Origin of the sequence: Lentzea xinjiangensis (assembly GCF_900110955.1) — a bacterium.
Taxonomy (GTDB): Bacteria; Actinomycetota; Actinomycetes; order Mycobacteriales; family Pseudonocardiaceae; genus Lentzea; species Lentzea xinjiangensis.
The window spans coordinates 23,539-38,945 of record NZ_FOFR01000024.1; the positions used below are offsets into that span (position 1 = coordinate 23,539).

The window sequence follows — 15,407 nt, forward strand, 5'->3', positions numbered from 1 at the left end:
GATGCGGTCGCGGACGCCGGTGGCGCCGAGCCGGCCGCGCTGGTGGGGGAGGTGCCGCAGTCGTGAAGGCGCTGACGTGGCAGGGCAACGAGCAGGTCGAGGTCGTCGACGTGCCGGACCCGCGCATCGAGGAACCGACCGACGCGATCATCCGGGTGACCTCGACCGCCATCTGCGGGTCGGACCTCCACCTGTACGGGGTGCTCGGGCCCTACCTCGAACCGGGCGACGTGCTCGGCCACGAGGCGATGGGCGTTGTGGAGGAGGTCGGTTCCGGTGCGCGCGGTCACCTGAAGGTGGGCGACCGGGTCGTGGTGCCGTTCAACATCTCCTGCGGTCACTGCTGGATGTGCGAGCGTGGGCTGTTCGCCCAGTGCGAGACGACGCAGGTGCGCGGTCAGGGCAAGGGCGCGAGCCTGTTCGGCTACACCTCGCTCTACGGCTCGGTGCCCGGTGGTCAGGCCGAGTACCTGCGCGTGCCGCAGGCCCAGTTCGGGCCGATCGTCATCCCCGACGGCACACCGGACGAGCAGTTCCTGTTCCTCTCCGACATCCTGCCGACCGCGTGGCAGGCCGTCCGCTACGCCGACGTGCCGCCCGGCGGCACCGTGGCGGTGCTCGGGCTCGGCCCGGTCGGGCAGTTCGCCGTCCGGATCGCGCGGCACCTCGGCGCCGGCCGCGTCATCGGCGTGGACCGGGTTCCCGAACGCCTCGCGCTGGCCGAGCGGCACGGCGCCGAGCCCGTCGACCTCGACCGGTTCGACGGTCCCGGCGAGCTGGCCGCCGCGTTGATCGACATGGTGGACGGCCGCGGCCCGGACGCCACCATCGACGCCGTCGGCATGGAGGCCCACGGCGGAGGCCTGGTCGCCGCGGCGCAGAAGGCCACCGGACTGCTGCCCGACGGTCTCGCCAGGAAGGTGACCGACAAGTTCGCCCTCGACCGCCTCGACGCCCTGCACGCCGCCATGAAGGGGGTGCGCCGCGGTGGCACGGTGTCGGTGTCCGGGGTGTACGGCGGTGAGCAGGACCCGATGCCGATGATGGAGATGTTCGACCGCGGCATCCAGCTCCGGATGGGCCAAGCCCACGTGCGCCGGTGGACCGACGAGATCCTGCCGCTGGTGCTCGACCCGGCAGATCCGCTCGGCACCCTGGACCTGACCACGCACCGGCTCCCGCTCGCCGAGGCCGCGCACGGCTACGAGATGTTCCGCGCCAAGAGCGACGGCTGCATCAAGGTCGTGTTGAGCCCATGACCGCCAGGGTGGTGCTGGTGACAGGTGCCAGCAGCGGGATCGGCCTGGCCACCGCCGTGGCGTTCGCCGCTCGGGGGGACGCCGTGGTGCTGGTCTCCCGCAGCGGCGAGGCGCTCGACACCGCGGAGAAGACCTGCCGGGCGGCCGGGGCCGCCGCGGTGGACGTCGTCGTCGACGACGTCGGCGATCCCGGTGGCGCCGGCCGGATCGTCGCGGAGGTGCTGGACCGGCACGGCCGCGTCGACGTCGTCGTGCACAGTGCGACGGTGATGGGGTACGGGACCGTGCAGGCGATGCCCGTAGAGGTGTTCAACACGGTCGTGGACACCGCGATCCACGGCACGCTGCACCTCGCCCAGGCGGTCCTGCCGGTGCTGCGCCGCCAGCACGCCGGAGTGTTCGTCGGGGTGAACTCGTTGCTCGGTTCGATCACCGTTCCGCAGATGGGTGCCTACTCCACGGCCAAGTGGGGCCAGCGCGCTCTATTGCGCACCCTGCAGCAAGAAACTCGTGATGAGCCAGGAGTGCACATCTGCATCGTGAGTCCTGGGAGCATCAACACGCCGGTGTACGACCAGGCCGCCAACTACACCGGTCGCGCGACACGGCCGCCGGTCCCGGTCCTGAGCCCGGACCGGGTCGCCGCCGCGATCGTCCGCGTGACCGGCCGTCCGCGGCGGCACGTCTCCGTGCCGGTCGGCCCGGCGAACCCCTTCATCATCACGGCGTTCCGCCTCCTGCCCGGCCTCTACGACCTGCTCGCCGGGCCTCTGTTCCGCCTCGCGGCGCTGACCGGGAAGACGGTCCCGCCGACACCGGGCAACGTCTTCCGACCGCACCCGGCCCTGGAGCAGACGCACGGCCGGTGGCCCGCCAAGCGGCGCAGGCGACCGGCGGCACCACGTCCGGCGGTGCGATAGCGCTGCAAATCGAATTCGACACATCCGATCAATGGTTGTCTTGACTGCACGACATGTCACTGTTACGACTGATCTCTGGGAGCGCTCCCAGGCAGGATGAACCTGCCAGCTACGAGCGCGAGGAAGGGAGATGGGGCATCTCGTCCGGCCGCACCGCCGACCCGGCCAGACATCCGAGGTGTCCTGGTCCCGGGACGAGATCAACCACAGGGAGATGTCATGACAGCACGTCGAGACCAACCCGAGGGTGGGAACTCCCAGCCGTTGCGTCGGCGGACCCTGCTGGCGGCGGGCGCCGCGTTACCGGTGCTGGCGGCGGGGACGCCCGCCGCGGCGGCCACCTCGGTGGTCGTCGAGCCGTCGAACGTGCAGCAGACGATCCTGGGCTTCGGCGGTATGAACCACACCGTCTGGATCAACGATCTCACCGCCGCCCAGCGCGAGACGGCGTTCGGCAACGGCGCGGGGCAGCTCGGGTTCACCGTGCTGCGCATCCCCGTCCACGAGGACCGCGCAAACTGGAGCCGCGAGGTCGCCACGGCCCGGCGCGCGGTCGAGCTCGGGGCCAAGGTCATCGCCTCGCCGTGGAACCCGCCCGCCTCGATGACCGAGAGCTTCTCCGGGGGCAGGCGGCTGCGGTACGCCTCCTACGGCGCCTATGCGCAGCACTTGAACGACTTCGTCGCCTTCATGGCGAACAACGGGGTGAACCTGTACGGGATCTCGATCCAGAACGAGCCGGACTACGCGCAGGAGTGGACGGCCTGGACGCCCGCCGAGATCGTCAGGTTCCTGCGCGAGAACGCGGGCTCGATCACGACCAGGGTCATCGCCCCCGAGTCGTTCCAGTACCGCAAGAACCTCTCCGACCCCATCCTCAACGACCCGGTCGCGCTGGCGAACGTGGACATCATCGGCGCGCACCTCTACGGCACCCAGCCCGCGGACTTCCCCTACCCGCTCTTCCGGCAGAAGGGCGCCGGCAAAGAGCTGTGGATGACCGAGGTCTACCACCCCAACAGCAGCGACTCCGCCGACCTGTGGCCGCAGGCGCTCGACGTGGGCGAGCACATCCACCGCGCGCTGGTGGACGGCCGGTTCCAGACCTATGTGTGGTGGTACATCCGCCGTTCTTACGGTCCGATGCGCGAGGACGGGCAGATCAGCAAGCGCGGCGCCAACATGGCCCACTTCTCGAAGTGGGTCCGCCCCGGCTTCTCGCGGATCACCGCCACCGCTAACCCGCAGTCGAACGTCTACATCTCGGCGTTCAGGAGCGGCGCCAGGATCGTGATCGTCGCCGTCAACAAGAACACGTCGCCGGTGGACCACGTGTTCACCATCCGGGACACCGGTTCGGCGACGGTCTCGACCTGGTTGACGAGCGCGAGCGCGACCCTCGCGCACTACAACGACTTCACCGTGTCCAACGGGTCCTTCAACGCTCAGCTGCCTGCCCGCAGCATCAGGACGTTCGTCCTGAACTGAGGCTGCCGTTCACCGGTGCCTTCGGGGGAGCGGTCGTCGGTCCTGCGTCACGCGGTTCGTGACACCGGTTGACGACACGTGGGAACCGTTGCCGTCACAACAGAAGAGCGCAGGACCCCGGTGCGGGGATCGGCCTACGGCTGATCAACCCCATCGGGGTCCTGCGCTGGACGGAGCACTCGGCGTGAGAACCCGGTCCCTCTGCCCGGAAGTCAGTCGCCGTCGAGGTGCAGTTCGTGCGCGTCGCGCGCCTGGCACCGCCGTGCGAGTCCGAGCACCTGGTCCAGGAGATCTCGCGTCTCCCGGTCGTCGTGCTCGGTGAGCTCGGCCTCCAGCTCGGAGATGAACTGGGGCATGTCGGCCCGGGTCAGGACCAGCGTCCTGCACGGGTCCACGCGGCCGAGCATCGGACGACGGCTCGTCGCGCACAGCCGGGAGAACCGGTCCAGCGGGTCCAGGACCATCTCCACGGGACGCACTTGGCGCCGCTTCGGGCTGGTGCCCTTCTGCTCCACGCTCATCAGCAAGACGTCGACGCCCACGTCAGTCCTCGGATTCGCCGTTCGGAAGTCCGGGCAAGTGTCGCGCACGGACGAGTGCCGACCCCGGCCGGGTGACGCGTTCCCGCCTCCGGGTCGCGCGCCTCGGAAGATTTCTCCGAACTCGTTGAACCGCTCTCCGTCTCACCACGTGTTCCCGCCGTCGAACGGGAAACAGGGGGACGGTCATGGCAGACGAGAAGACGGTGTTGATCGGCCGCAGCGGCCCGACGGTCCTGCTGCCGAAGCAGGGTGGCCAGGTCGTGCCGCTGCGCCGGACCGCGCCGCTGCGGGTGGACGTCGCGGGTGGCGGCCCGGTCGGCCTCGCGTTCGCCTGCACGCTGAAGTCGCTGCTCGGTGACGCCGTCTCGCTGCGCGTGCACGACCGGCGCTGGACGCGCCGCGGCGACCGGGTGGTGTGGCGCGGCGCCGCCGAGGGCAACAACCGGCGCGAGCAGGTCGTGACCTTGCAGAGCAACGTGTGGGCCGCGCTGCCCCAGGCCGTGCGGCAACGCCTCTTCGCGCCCGGCAAGTTCTCCGAGATGTGGCCGCTCGGCCCGGACTCCCCGGAGTCGAAGGGCCGGCCGCGCAACATCAAGATCCGCTGGATCGAGGACTGCCTGCTCGACATGGCGCAGGACGTCTACGGCATCGAGGTCGTGCCCGGCGCCTACACCCCGCCCGCGAAGTGGGACGGCCTGCACGTGCTCGCCATCGCCGACGGCGCCCGTTCCGCCACCCGCGACGCGCTGTCGGCGCACTTCGGCACCCCGAGCCGCGAACTGTTCTCGGTGGACGGTTCGCCGCTCGACGAGCGCGTGCTGGGGATCCGCGTCACCGCCAAGGTGCCCGACGAGCACACCGTGCCGCTCACGGTGGGGCAGAACAGGTTCCTCTTCAACTCGCTCGGCGGCGGCTTCATCAACATGCGCCTGACCGCCGAGGAGGCCTCCGAGATCGTCGCACTCGGCGAGAACGGCCCGGTGGCGTGCATCGGCCGGTTCGGTTGCTCCATGCGCCCCGCCGGCGGCCGCTTCGTCTGCGACCGCCACCGCGCGGTGTTCAAGCCGTCGGTCGACAAGCTGTCCTACCTGTGGCCGCGGATCCTCGACGGCCTGCGCTTCTTCGGCGTCGGCGTGGCGGACGTCGTGGGCATCAACTCGTTCACGCTGGGCATGCAGCAGATGTCGAAGTTCACCGCGCAGCTCGCGCCGTCGACGTTCGGCTTCCTGCTCGGCGACGCCGCCAACTCGCTGCACTTCTGGCCGGGCCGCGGCCTGAACACCGGCCTGAAGAGCGCCCTGTCGCTGGCCGTGACCCTGCAGGAGCGCCGGCGGGGCGAGTCCTTCCGCGCCGCCGACTTCGCCGCGCACGAGGGGATCATGCAGCAGCTCCAGTACCGCGAGAAGTCCCGCGCGTGGACCACCATGCTCATGCCCGACTCCGAGGGCGTGCCGCGCGGCATCGAGGACCGCATCCGCGAGGGCCTGCAGGGGCCGTTCGACCGCGCCGCCCTGGTGAAGACGTTGTTCGACCGGGTGCTGGGAATCAAGGAGCGGCTGGGCGACCGGATGGGCCCGCTGGCGCCGGACGAGTGGTACTACGGCCGCATCAACGCCATGGACACCCGCACGTTGAAGGTGATGGTGGAGTCCGGGGCGTGGATCACCCGCGAGATCGGCGGCGAGGAGGTCGAGGTGCCCTCCGCGGAGCCCGTGACGGTGCGCGAGCCCATGCGGCGGCGGGGGCTTTCCCTCGTGTCGTAGGCGGCGGACCAGGGGCCGCGGCGCTTCCCGGACCCGGCGACGGCGCCGGCGGGGGACGCGCGGGCCGGGTCGGCGCTGATCGCTCCAGGCCACGGGCGTCGCCGCTCCGCCCTGCTCCGACCGGAGTATCTTCTACCGGGAGACGCGCCGACAACACGCGTCCCGGCTCGATCCGGCCCAGGCCGGTTCCCACGCCGCGGGCGGGCACGTCGCGACCGGGTGATGTGTTGCCGCCTCGCGCCGGACCGGCGTTCGGGGCGGTGGTCGCACCGCAGGGGAGAGGTGGTTGAGGTGGCGCGCGAACGCAGGTCGGGGTTCGCCGGGCACGGGCGGGGCTTCGGGCCCCACGACCACGTGTGCTGGCGGTACCGCGACGAGCACGACTTCCACGACCGGGCCCGCGAGTTCCTGGCCGAGGGGCTGGCCCTCGGCTACCGGGTCTGCTACGTCGGCACCGGTGACCCGGACGTCCTGGTGGAGGACCTCGGCGGGATCGACGGGATCCACGAAGCGCTGGCGACCGGGGCGGCCCAGGTCGCCTCGCTGGACACCACCTACTCGGTCGGGGCAGTGGTCGAGCCCGCGACGCAGGTCAGGACCTATGCCGAGGCGACGGACGCGGCCCTGGCCGCCGGGTTCGCCGGGTTGCGCGTCGCGGCCGACTGCACCTCGCTGGTGCGCAGCCCGGAGCAGCTCGACGCCTTCTGCCGCTACGAGCACCGGATCGACCGGTACATGCTCGCCCGGCCGTTCTCGGCGATGTGCGCCTACGCCGCCGACGAGGTGGACGACCACGCGTTCGCGCAGCTGGCCTGCATGCACCCGAGCACGAACGCCTCCATCCCCGGCTTCCGGTTGCACGCGGCCGACGACCGCGCCACCGCCTTCGCGGGTGAGGTGGACCAGCTCAGCGAGGACCTGTTCACCCTCGCGCTGCACCGCGCCGACCTCCGTCCCCACGACGGGCGGCTGGTGTTCGACGCCACCGGCCTCACCTTCCTCGACCACCGCAACCTGCTGCGCCTGTCCCGGCACGCCGCCGACCGCGGTGCGTCGGTCGTGCTGCGCACCTCGTGGCCCGGCGTGTCCATCCTCGCGGACCTGCTCGAGCTCACCAACGTCCGAGTGGAGCGCGCCGCATGACGATCACCGACGTTCCCCCTCTGGGTGATTTCGTCCACCCCGCGGTGTTCTACGCCTCCGACGAGGAGTACCTGCGCCTGCTCGTGCCCTTCGTCCTGGAGGGGCTGGAGCGGGACCAGCCGGTCGCCGCCTCCGTGCCCGCCCGGCAGCTGCGGCTGCTGCGCGACGGCCTCGGCTCCGCCGCCGGCGACGTGCTGCTGCTCGACATGGAGGTCGAGGGCCGCAACCCCGGCCGGATCATCCCCGCCGTGCTGCGCCGGTTCGCCGACCGCCATCCCGGCAAGCACGTGCGCATCATCGGTGAGCCGATCTGGGCCGGCCGCACCGACGTCGAGTACCCGGCCTGCGCCCAGCACGAAGCCCTGATCAACCTCGCCTTCGCCGGGCGCGACGTGACCATCGCCTGTCCTTACGACACCGCCGCGCTCGACGAGCACGTCGTGGTCGACGCGCTGGCCACCCACCCGCTGGTGTGGGAGACCGGTGGCCGCTACGGCAGCGACCGCTACGCCCCCGGCGCCGTCGTCGACCGCTACAACCAGCCCTTCGCCGTCGCCCCGGACGCGGTCACGCTCCAGGTCGGCGCCTCCGTCGACGTCCGCGGCGCCCGCCGCTTCGCCACCGAGCACGCCGGCCGGCTCGGCCTGTCCGGGGCCAGGACCGCCGACCTCGCGCTGATCACCACGGAGCTCGTCGTCAACAGCCTCCGGCACGCCGGCGGCTCCTGCCTGCTGAGCATCTGGCAGGACGGCGGCTACCTCGTCTGCACGGTCCGCGACGACGGCCACCTCACCGATCCGCTCGCCGGGCGCCGCCCCGCCACCCTGGAGCAGTACGGCGGCCGCGGCCTGCTGCTCATCAACCAACTCGCCGACCTGGTGCGCGTCCACACCGCTCCGCACGGGACGACCACGCACGTCTTCCTGCGCCTCGCTCCTTGAGAGCTGTCGTCCGAGGCGGGAAGGAACAGGGGCGGGGATGCACCGTGCGAAGTCGTCGGCATCGACGACCCCAGCGCCACACGCCGGCGCCGGAGGGGCCGGCCCTGGTCCTCGCGGCCTGACGTTCAGCGTCTTGACCGGCGTGCGCGCGTGGCGGGACGACGCCGAACTCGACCTGGGCTCCCCTCAGCAGAAGCTCGCTCTGGCGGTCCTGCTGCTGGCGGACGGGCGAGTGGTACCCGTCACCGAGATGATCGCGGCGATGTGGGGCGAGGACGCCCCGCCGGCGGCACGCGGAACCGTGCGCACGTACGTCTACCGGTTGCGCCGGGTGCTCGGCCGGGACGAGTCCGGTGAGCCGGTGCCGACCTCGGCCGGGAACGGCTACCGGGTGCGGCTCGCGGCGGGGCGGGTGGACCTGGGGCGCTTCCTGGGCGCCGTGCGGGCCGCGGACACCGCGGCCGATCCGGAACGTCGTGCGGAGCTGCTGCGCACCGCGCTGGCGGAGTGGCGGGACCGGCCGCTGGCGGGCGTCGAGGGCGCGTGGGCGCGGCGGGAGCGGCGCCGTGTCGTGCGGCTGTGGGTCCAGGCCGCGGAGTCGTGGGCGGAGCTGGAGCTCGGCCGGGGTGGTCACGCCGGGGTGGTGGAGCGCCTGCGCGTGGTCGTGGAGGCGGAGCCGTTGCGGGAGCGGTCGCACGAGCTGCTGATGCGCGCTCTGCACCAGTCGGGTCGTCCCGCCGAAGCGCTCGCGGTGTACGAGCGGATCCGCGTGACGTTGCAGGACGAGCTGGGGGTGGATCCCGGCCCGGCGTTGCGGGAGTGGCACCGGCGGGTGGTGGGAGCCGGCCCGGCTCCACCGCCGGGTGCAGCCGCCGGACCGGTGCGGCCGACGCCGTTGCCGGCGCCGCTGGCGGTTTTCACCGGTCGTGAGCGCGAGCTGCGCGAGCTCGACGCACGGCTGGACGAGGGTTCCGCGCAGCCGGCGATCGTCGTGCACGGCACGGCGGGAGTGGGGAAGACGACGTTCGTCGTGCAGTGGGCGAACCGGATCGCGCCGCGGTTCCCCGACGGGCAGCTCTACGTGAACCTGCGGGGGTTCGACGCGGAGGGGGCGGTCCGGGAGCCCGCGGACGTGCTGCGCGAGCTGCTGGACGGGCTGGGGGTGGCGAAGGCGGGACGGCCGGACGGGGTGGACGGGCTCGTCGCGCTGTACCGCGGTGTGCTGGCCGGTCGCCGCGTCCTGGTGGTCCTGGACAACGCCAGGGACAGCGGGCAGGTGCTGCCCCTGCTGCCGGGCTCACCGCGGTGCCTGGTGGTCGTGACCAGCAGGTCGGCGCTGACCGGGCTGGTGGCGTCCACCGGCGCGCACATGATGGGGATGCGGCTGCTGGACATGCCGGAGTCGGTGGCGTTGCTGGCGCGCCGGCTCGGGGAGCGGCGGGTGGCGGCGGAGTCCGCGGCGGTGCGGTCGATCGCGGCGACCTGCGCACACCTGCCGCTGGCGCTCGCGGTGGCCAGCGCCAGGATCGCCACGAACCCGGCGCTGAGCCTCTCCGAGTTCTCCCGCGAGCTGGCCGAGCACGCGGAGCTCGGCTTGGACTTCCTCACCGGCGACGACCCGCGCAGCGACGTCCGTTCAGTGCTGTCGTGGTCGTACCGGGCGTTGAACCGGGAGGCGGCGAGGTTGTTCCGGCTCCTCGCGGTGCTGCCGCTGAGCCAGACCGGCACCGCCGCGGTCGCGAGCGTGGCCGGGCTGCCGCCGCCCCGCGCGCAGGTCCTGCTGCGCGAGCTGGTCGCGGTCGGCCTGCTCGTGGAGGACCGGCCGGGCAGGTTCAGCTGGCACGACCTGCTGCGCGACTACAGCGCCGAACTGCTCGCCGGCACCGGCGACGCCGACGAGCGGCAGGCCGCGCGCCGCAGGCTGCTCGACCACTACCTCGTGGTGACGCGCAGCGCGACCGTGGCGCTGTCGTCCGCCCGGGACGTGCCGGAGCTGCCGGAACTCGCGCCGGGGGTGTCACCCCGGCCCGTGTCCGGCGGCAGGGCGGCGCTGGAGGTGCTGACCTCGGAGCACGACACCCTGGTGGCCCTGGTCGACCTCGCCGCGGAGTCCGGCTTCGAGGCCCACTGCTGGCGGATCGCCTGGCACCTCCGCTTCTACCTGGACTGGAAGAGCCTGTGGAGCTCGATGACCAGGATCAACGAGGTCGCGCTGCGGGCCGCGGAGCGGATCGGCGACGACGTCGGTGCCGGTCACGCCCGGCGAGGTCTCGCCAGGGCGGCCTTCCGGACGGGCCGGCCGGAGCTCGCGGTGCGGCACCTGGACGCGGCGGTGGAGGCGTTGCGGTCGGGCCGGGACCGCCGCGCCCAGGCCTACGCGCACCTGCAGGCCTCGGCCAACCTCAGTGCCCTGGACCGGGTCGAGCTCGCACTCGCCCACGCCGAGCAGGCGAGCGCGATCTTCCGGGAGGTGGGACCGCGCGCAGCGCAGGGCACGGTCCTGATGCACGTCGCCTTCGCGAAGATGAGGTCGGGGGAGTACCGGGAGGCGATCGGCCTGATCGGCGAGATCTCCGGCTTCGAGGACGACAGCGCTCCGGTCGCCGAGCTCGTCTTCCGGCTGGACATGCTGAGCGACGCGCACGACCGCCTGGGTGAGCACGGGAAGTCGGTCGAGGTCCACGAGCGGGAGATCAGGATCCTCCGCGAGATGGAGATCTTCGACGACCACCACGCCGCCTTCCTCGACGAGAAGATCAGCCTGGCGATGTTCACGCTCGCCCGGTCCCTCTTCCTGGCGGGCCGGCCCGATCGAGCGGTGCCGGTGCAGCGGGAGGCGTTCGCGCGGCTGCGCAGCTTCCTCGCGGCGCCGAAGGCCGGGAGCGACTTCTGGGCGTCGGAGGGCGGCCGGGTCGACCGGCTGCTGGGCTCCATCGACCTCGTGCTGGCCGACGACCGGCCGGACGCGGTGTGGTTCGTGGAGAGCGTCAGGGTCTTCGACTCCATCGCCACCGCCCTCGTGGACGGTGCCGGCGTCGTGACCGACATGGTCAACGTGCGCGACCGGAATCGGGCCGTGTGGCCTGAGACCCACCCCGGGGTGGCATAGGCGCACGGCGCTCCCGGATCGCTCGCGGCACATGCCCGGCCGAGCGCGCATGTCAACGTCAACGTTCCTCAGTGCTCGAAGCCGTGCACTCAAGTGCCTTGTGCTCTGAGCTGGGCTTTGGCCGCTTCCGCGCGTGTTCTGCTGCACCCGTTCGGAGAAGGCCCGGTCGAAGCGCGGCCGCGGCCGCCGTCGGGGACTGGCGCTTTCGGGTAATATCCAATATATTAGTTCCCATCAGGGGGCATCCGGCGGCAGACGCGCCGCCGGATGCACTGACCCACTCGACCCGTTCCGGCGACGCCGGCGCGGCATGCGGAAGGACAAGCCTCATGACCAGCAGCGGTCCGGAGATCAAGAACATCGTGCTGGTGCACGGCGCGTTCGCCGACGGTTCGGGGTGGCGAGGTGTGTACGACGAGCTGACCTCCAGGGGCTACCGGGTCACGATCGTGCAGAACCCGCTCACCTCGCTGGAGGACGACGTCGCGGCGACCACCCGCGTGCTCGACCTGCAGGACGGCCCGGCGGTCCTCGTCGGCCACTCCTGGGGCGGCACGGTCATCACCGAGGCGGGAGTGCACCCGAAGGTCGCCGGGCTGGTCTACGTGTCGGCGCTGGCGCCCGACGCGGGCGAGACGACAGCCCAGCAGTACGACGGGTTCGGCCCGACACCGGAGTTCGTCATCGACATCGGTGAGGACGGCTACGGCTTCATCAACCGCGACAAGTTCAAGGCCGGCTTCGCGGCGGACACCAGCGACGCCGACGCCGCGTTCCTCCGCGACACGCAGGTGCCCATCAACATGTCGGTCTTCTCGACGCCGGTGCAGAACGCCGCCTGGCGCGACAAGCCGAGCTGGGCCGTCATCGCGACCGATGACAAGGCGTTCGACCAGGCGATGCTGCAGCACATGGCCAAGCGCATCGGTGCGGAGATCACCGAGGTCGCGGCGAGCCACGCCGTGTACGCCACGCAGCCCGGCACCGTCGCCGACGTCATCGCCACCGCCGCGCGCAACGCCGCCGCCAACGGCTGACCACCGGCCGTCCCAGCCCCGGGCCGGCTCGCGCGCTCCGCGAGCCGGCCCGGTGTTCCCCCGATTTCCCCAGCTCCCGGAGTGTGACCCGCATGTCCGTCATGCCGTTCCAGGTGGCGTTGTGGATCGAGCTCCTCGCCGCGGGCCTGGGGGGTCTGCAGGGCGCCCTGTTCGCCGCGGGCGAGCGGCACCGCCGCATCGACGTGGTCGGCGTCGTCGTGATCGGCCTCGCCGTCTCGCTCGGGGGCAGCCTGCTGCGCGACATCGTGCTCAACCAGCCGCCCGTCGTGCTCTGGCGGAACTGGTACCTGGTGGTGGCGGGCGCCTCGGCGCTCCTCGGCATGGCGCTGCAACCGGTCCTCGCGCGGGTCGACTGGCTGATCACCGGCCTCGACGCGGTCGTCATGGGGCTGTTCGGCGCCATCGGGGCCTCGAAGGCGCTGTCGCTCGGCACCGGCGAAGCCGGGGCGCTGGTCGCCGGCATCATCGGGGCCATCGGCGGCGGGATGCTGCGCGACGTCATCCTGAGCCTGCCGATCTCCTTCCTGAGGGTCGGCACCCTGTACGCGGTCGCAGCCGGGGCCGGGGCCGGAGTGCTCGTCGTGCTCGTCGTGCTCGGCACACCGATTCCGGTCGCGGGTGTCGTCTGCGTGGTCGTGACCACGGTCCTGCGCCTGGCCGCGGTCCGCTTCGGCTGGACGTTCCCCGAACAGCGCGCGCTGAGGTCCCGGCAGACCTCGCGGTGAACCCGCCGGGCACCGGGGCCTTCGCCGGTCCCGGCGCCGGCTGTCCGAAGTGGACTCCTTCCGGCGTCACGACATCTCGGTGCGGTACTCCGCGGCCAGTGCCGTCGCCCGCCGCCGGCGCTCGGCCACCTCGTCGTCGGTGAGCCGCGGGGGAGGTGCGTCCTCGCTCGCGACCTCGTCGCCGACGCGCCGGAAGAACTCGTCCTGACCGGCGGGGGTGCACATGCAGAGCATCCGCGCCGGCGCGCCGGAGACGTTGCGGAAGTTGTGCGGGGCGTTGGCCGGGATGTTCACCGTGGACCCGGCCCTCGCGACGTGCTTCTCGCCGCGGAAGGTGAACTCGATCTCGCCGTCGAGGACGGTGAACATCTCCTCGAAGTCGTGCCGGTGCGGGGGAGGGCCGCCGCCGTCGGGCACGTGCATGTCGATCAGGCAGTACTGGCCGTTGGTCTGCTCGCCGGTGATGAGCACGGCGTAGGTGTCGCCGGCGAGCGACAGGTGGGTGATTCCGGGGTCGCCGGGACTGACCACCGTCAGCGACCGGGCCGGGTCGTCGTCCGGAATGGGGGCGTGCTCGTGGATCGTCATGCCGGTTTTCCTTCCTGGGCTGGTTCTCGGCCGGGTGGCCGAACGGCAGCGCGCTTAAGCGGACGATATCCTCCGCTATAGTAGTCGCAACAGGGAGGAGTCGGGATGGCGCTCGATCCGTTCGCCGCCGAGGGCACCGCGGTGCCGCTGATCGACCACCGGGTCGGCACGACGTCCCACCCGGGTGAGCGGTGAGCCGGGCTCCGCGCAAGGACGGCATCGCCAACCGCGAGAAGATCCTCGTGGCCGCCTTGCGCACGTTGCAGCGCGACATCACGGCACCGATGGCGGTGGTCGCGCAGGAGGCCGAAGTGGGCATCGGCACCCTGTACCGGCACTTCCGCGATCGGAACGCCTTGCTGGACGCCTTGCAGGTGCGCTCCATCGGCATGGTTCTGGTGCTGGTGGAGGACATCCTGGCGCGGGAGCTGTCCGGGCTCGACGCGGTGCGCGAGTTCCTCGTGCGCACGGTGCGGCACGGCGCCGAGCTCTTCCTGCCCTATCACGGTGCGCCGAAGACGAGCGATCCGGAATACCGGCGTCTCGACGAAAGCGTGTGGGACCGCGTGCGCGAGATGGTGGAGCGCGGCATCGCGGACAAGACCTTGCGCGCGGATCTGAGGGCGCACGACGTCATCGTCTTCGGTTCGCTGATCGCCGTGCCCCTTCCCGGAGTGGCTGACTGGCCCGTCGTGGCGGGCCGCCAGATCGACCTCTTCCTGACCGCGGCCCGCCGATCGCCGTGACGGTCCGCTCGCTGCCGGGCTGATCGCCGGTTTCATCGGTGCCCGAAGGGAATCCGGAATCGCGAACCGGGGCTGTTGCGTCTCGATTGGACTGTTGTGCGTGGTCGGCCCGCGATGTCCACGGTGGAAGAAAGCGCTTCCACGGATCTGCGATCATGTGGCGCCATGGATCGTCATGAGCAGTTCCGCAGTGCGGCAATCGATCGGGGCATCCCGGAGGAGGAGGCCGACAAGTTCGCCGACCACCTCCGGTTCGCGGTCTGGGCGGGCCCCGGCGGTGCCGGGGACGAGGTGGCCGGTCAGAGCGGAGGACTTCCCCGGTTACCGGTGGGCATGACGTGGCCGGGCGACGACTACCCGTTGCCGTTCATCGGCTCCGTCGACTGCGCGGCTCTTCCACGGGCCGAGGGGCTCGATCTGCCCGCGGACGGTTCGCTGCTGTTCTTCCTGCACCACGAGGAAGACATGGAAGAACACCCCACCAGTGAGTTCTCGCGCGTGCTGTACGTTCCGGCCGGCACGGAGACGGAGGTGGGGTCACCGCCACCCGGTCACGACACCAGGACGTTCTTCCACGAGAACATCCCGTTCCTCATCCCCGAGCGCCGGCTCACCGCGTGGGTGCGGCCGGTGCTGCCGGACTGGATCGAGGAGCGCGACGTCGAGTTCCAGGCGGACGCGGTGAAGCAGGTGTTCGGCGAACTGAAGCACATCGACCTGTTGTGCGACCTCGTCGACGACCTCTGGCCCGATCAGGACCGCTTCTGCACGTTGCGCATCGGCGGCTACTGCCGGGAGATCGGCGGCCAGAACAGCCCGTGGACGCAGATGGCGTTCGACAACCTCAGGAGCCTGCGGGCGGCGGATCCCGACATGGCGAGGGAGGAGCGGTTCCGCCTGCAGCGCGAGGAAGAGCACCGGCTGGTCCGGGACTGGGTGCCGCTCGCCCAGTTCCACACGACGAGCGAGGTCTACTACGGGTGCTTCCTGATCAGCTCCGCTGACCTCGCGGCGAAGCGCTTCGGCGAGATGCGTTCGTTCACCATGTTCACCGAATAGGGACTGTCACGCGGTCAAGCGCGTCCACCGGTGGAACCGGACGTCCGCCGGTGGACGTGCCCGAAG

At 71.5% G+C, this 15,407-nt stretch carries 13 protein-coding genes; 11 read left to right on the forward strand and 2 right to left on the reverse strand.

The genetic code is table 11. The features are described 5' to 3' along the window. The first annotated feature begins 62 nt into the window (after positions 1-62). The 3 genes from BMW88_RS34760 to xynC all read left to right on the forward strand — a co-directional run bounded on the left by BMW88_RS34760 (position 63) and on the right by xynC (position 3,667). Positions 63-1,259, forward strand: a complete 1,197-nt coding sequence (locus tag BMW88_RS34760; RefSeq protein WP_089959370.1) for a zinc-dependent alcohol dehydrogenase — start codon at positions 63-65, stop codon at positions 1,257-1,259. Beyond that, a complete protein-coding gene (locus BMW88_RS34765; RefSeq protein WP_089959373.1) occupies positions 1,256-2,179 on the forward strand; it encodes an SDR family NAD(P)-dependent oxidoreductase in 924 nt (307 codons plus the stop codon). Before BMW88_RS34760 ends, BMW88_RS34765 begins: the two co-directional genes overlap by 4 nt. A 219-nt stretch (positions 2,180-2,398) precedes the next feature. Next, entirely contained in the window at positions 2,399-3,667 is a 1,269-nt protein-coding gene (gene xynC, locus BMW88_RS34770; RefSeq protein ID WP_089959376.1) for a glucuronoarabinoxylan endo-1,4-beta-xylanase XynC, read from the forward strand. Positions 3,668-3,879: 212 nt separating this feature from the next. On the opposite strand, the gene BMW88_RS34775 is transcribed toward xynC, so the two are convergent. After that, on the reverse strand, positions 3,880-4,209 hold the full coding sequence (locus BMW88_RS34775; RefSeq protein ID WP_089959378.1) for a hypothetical protein: 330 nt from the start codon (positions 4,207-4,209) through the stop codon (positions 3,880-3,882). A 185-nt stretch (positions 4,210-4,394) separates the two neighbouring features. On the opposite strand from BMW88_RS34775, the gene BMW88_RS34780 reads away from it, so the two are divergent. The 6 genes from BMW88_RS34780 to BMW88_RS34805 all read left to right on the forward strand — a co-directional run bounded on the left by BMW88_RS34780 (position 4,395) and on the right by BMW88_RS34805 (position 12,948). Beyond that, on the forward strand, positions 4,395-5,972 hold the full coding sequence (locus BMW88_RS34780; protein ID WP_089959381.1) for an FAD-dependent monooxygenase family protein: 1,578 nt from the start codon (positions 4,395-4,397) through the stop codon (positions 5,970-5,972). A gap of 291 nt (positions 5,973-6,263) precedes the next feature. Then, positions 6,264-7,115 carry an MEDS domain-containing protein gene (locus tag BMW88_RS34785; RefSeq protein WP_245778261.1) on the forward strand — a complete coding sequence of 284 codons (852 nt, stop codon included), beginning with the start codon at positions 6,264-6,266 and terminating at the stop codon, positions 7,113-7,115. Next, entirely contained in the window at positions 7,112-8,056 is a 945-nt protein-coding gene (locus BMW88_RS34790; RefSeq protein ID WP_089959387.1) for a sensor histidine kinase, read from the forward strand. Before BMW88_RS34785 ends, BMW88_RS34790 begins: the two co-directional genes overlap by 4 nt. A gap of 142 nt (positions 8,057-8,198) precedes the next feature. Next, positions 8,199-11,165, forward strand: a complete 2,967-nt coding sequence (locus tag BMW88_RS34795; RefSeq protein WP_245778267.1) for an AfsR/SARP family transcriptional regulator — start codon at positions 8,199-8,201, stop codon at positions 11,163-11,165. A 329-nt stretch (positions 11,166-11,494) separates the two neighbouring features. Further along, a complete protein-coding gene (locus BMW88_RS34800; protein ID WP_089959392.1) occupies positions 11,495-12,202 on the forward strand; it encodes an alpha/beta fold hydrolase in 708 nt (235 codons plus the stop codon). A gap of 92 nt (positions 12,203-12,294) precedes the next feature. Then, complete coding sequence (locus BMW88_RS34805; protein ID WP_089959395.1) at positions 12,295-12,948, forward strand: trimeric intracellular cation channel family protein; 654 nt, start codon at positions 12,295-12,297, stop codon at positions 12,946-12,948. 66 nt (positions 12,949-13,014) lie between these two features. Here the strand turns inward: BMW88_RS34805 and BMW88_RS34810 are convergent, their stop codons facing one another. Next, positions 13,015-13,536, reverse strand: a complete 522-nt coding sequence (locus BMW88_RS34810; RefSeq protein WP_089959397.1) for a cupin domain-containing protein — start codon at positions 13,534-13,536, stop codon at positions 13,015-13,017. Positions 13,537-13,727: 191 nt separating this feature from the next. Here BMW88_RS34810 and BMW88_RS34815 point away from each other — a divergent pair, with 191 nt between their 5' ends. Both BMW88_RS34815 and BMW88_RS34820 read left to right on the forward strand, forming a co-directional pair. Further along, entirely contained in the window at positions 13,728-14,282 is a 555-nt protein-coding gene (locus tag BMW88_RS34815; protein ID WP_089959400.1) for a TetR/AcrR family transcriptional regulator, read from the forward strand. Between the two features lie 165 nt (positions 14,283-14,447). After that, entirely contained in the window at positions 14,448-15,341 is an 894-nt protein-coding gene (locus tag BMW88_RS34820) for a DUF1963 domain-containing protein (protein WP_177221565.1), read from the forward strand. The last annotated feature ends 66 nt before the right edge of the window (positions 15,342-15,407 follow it).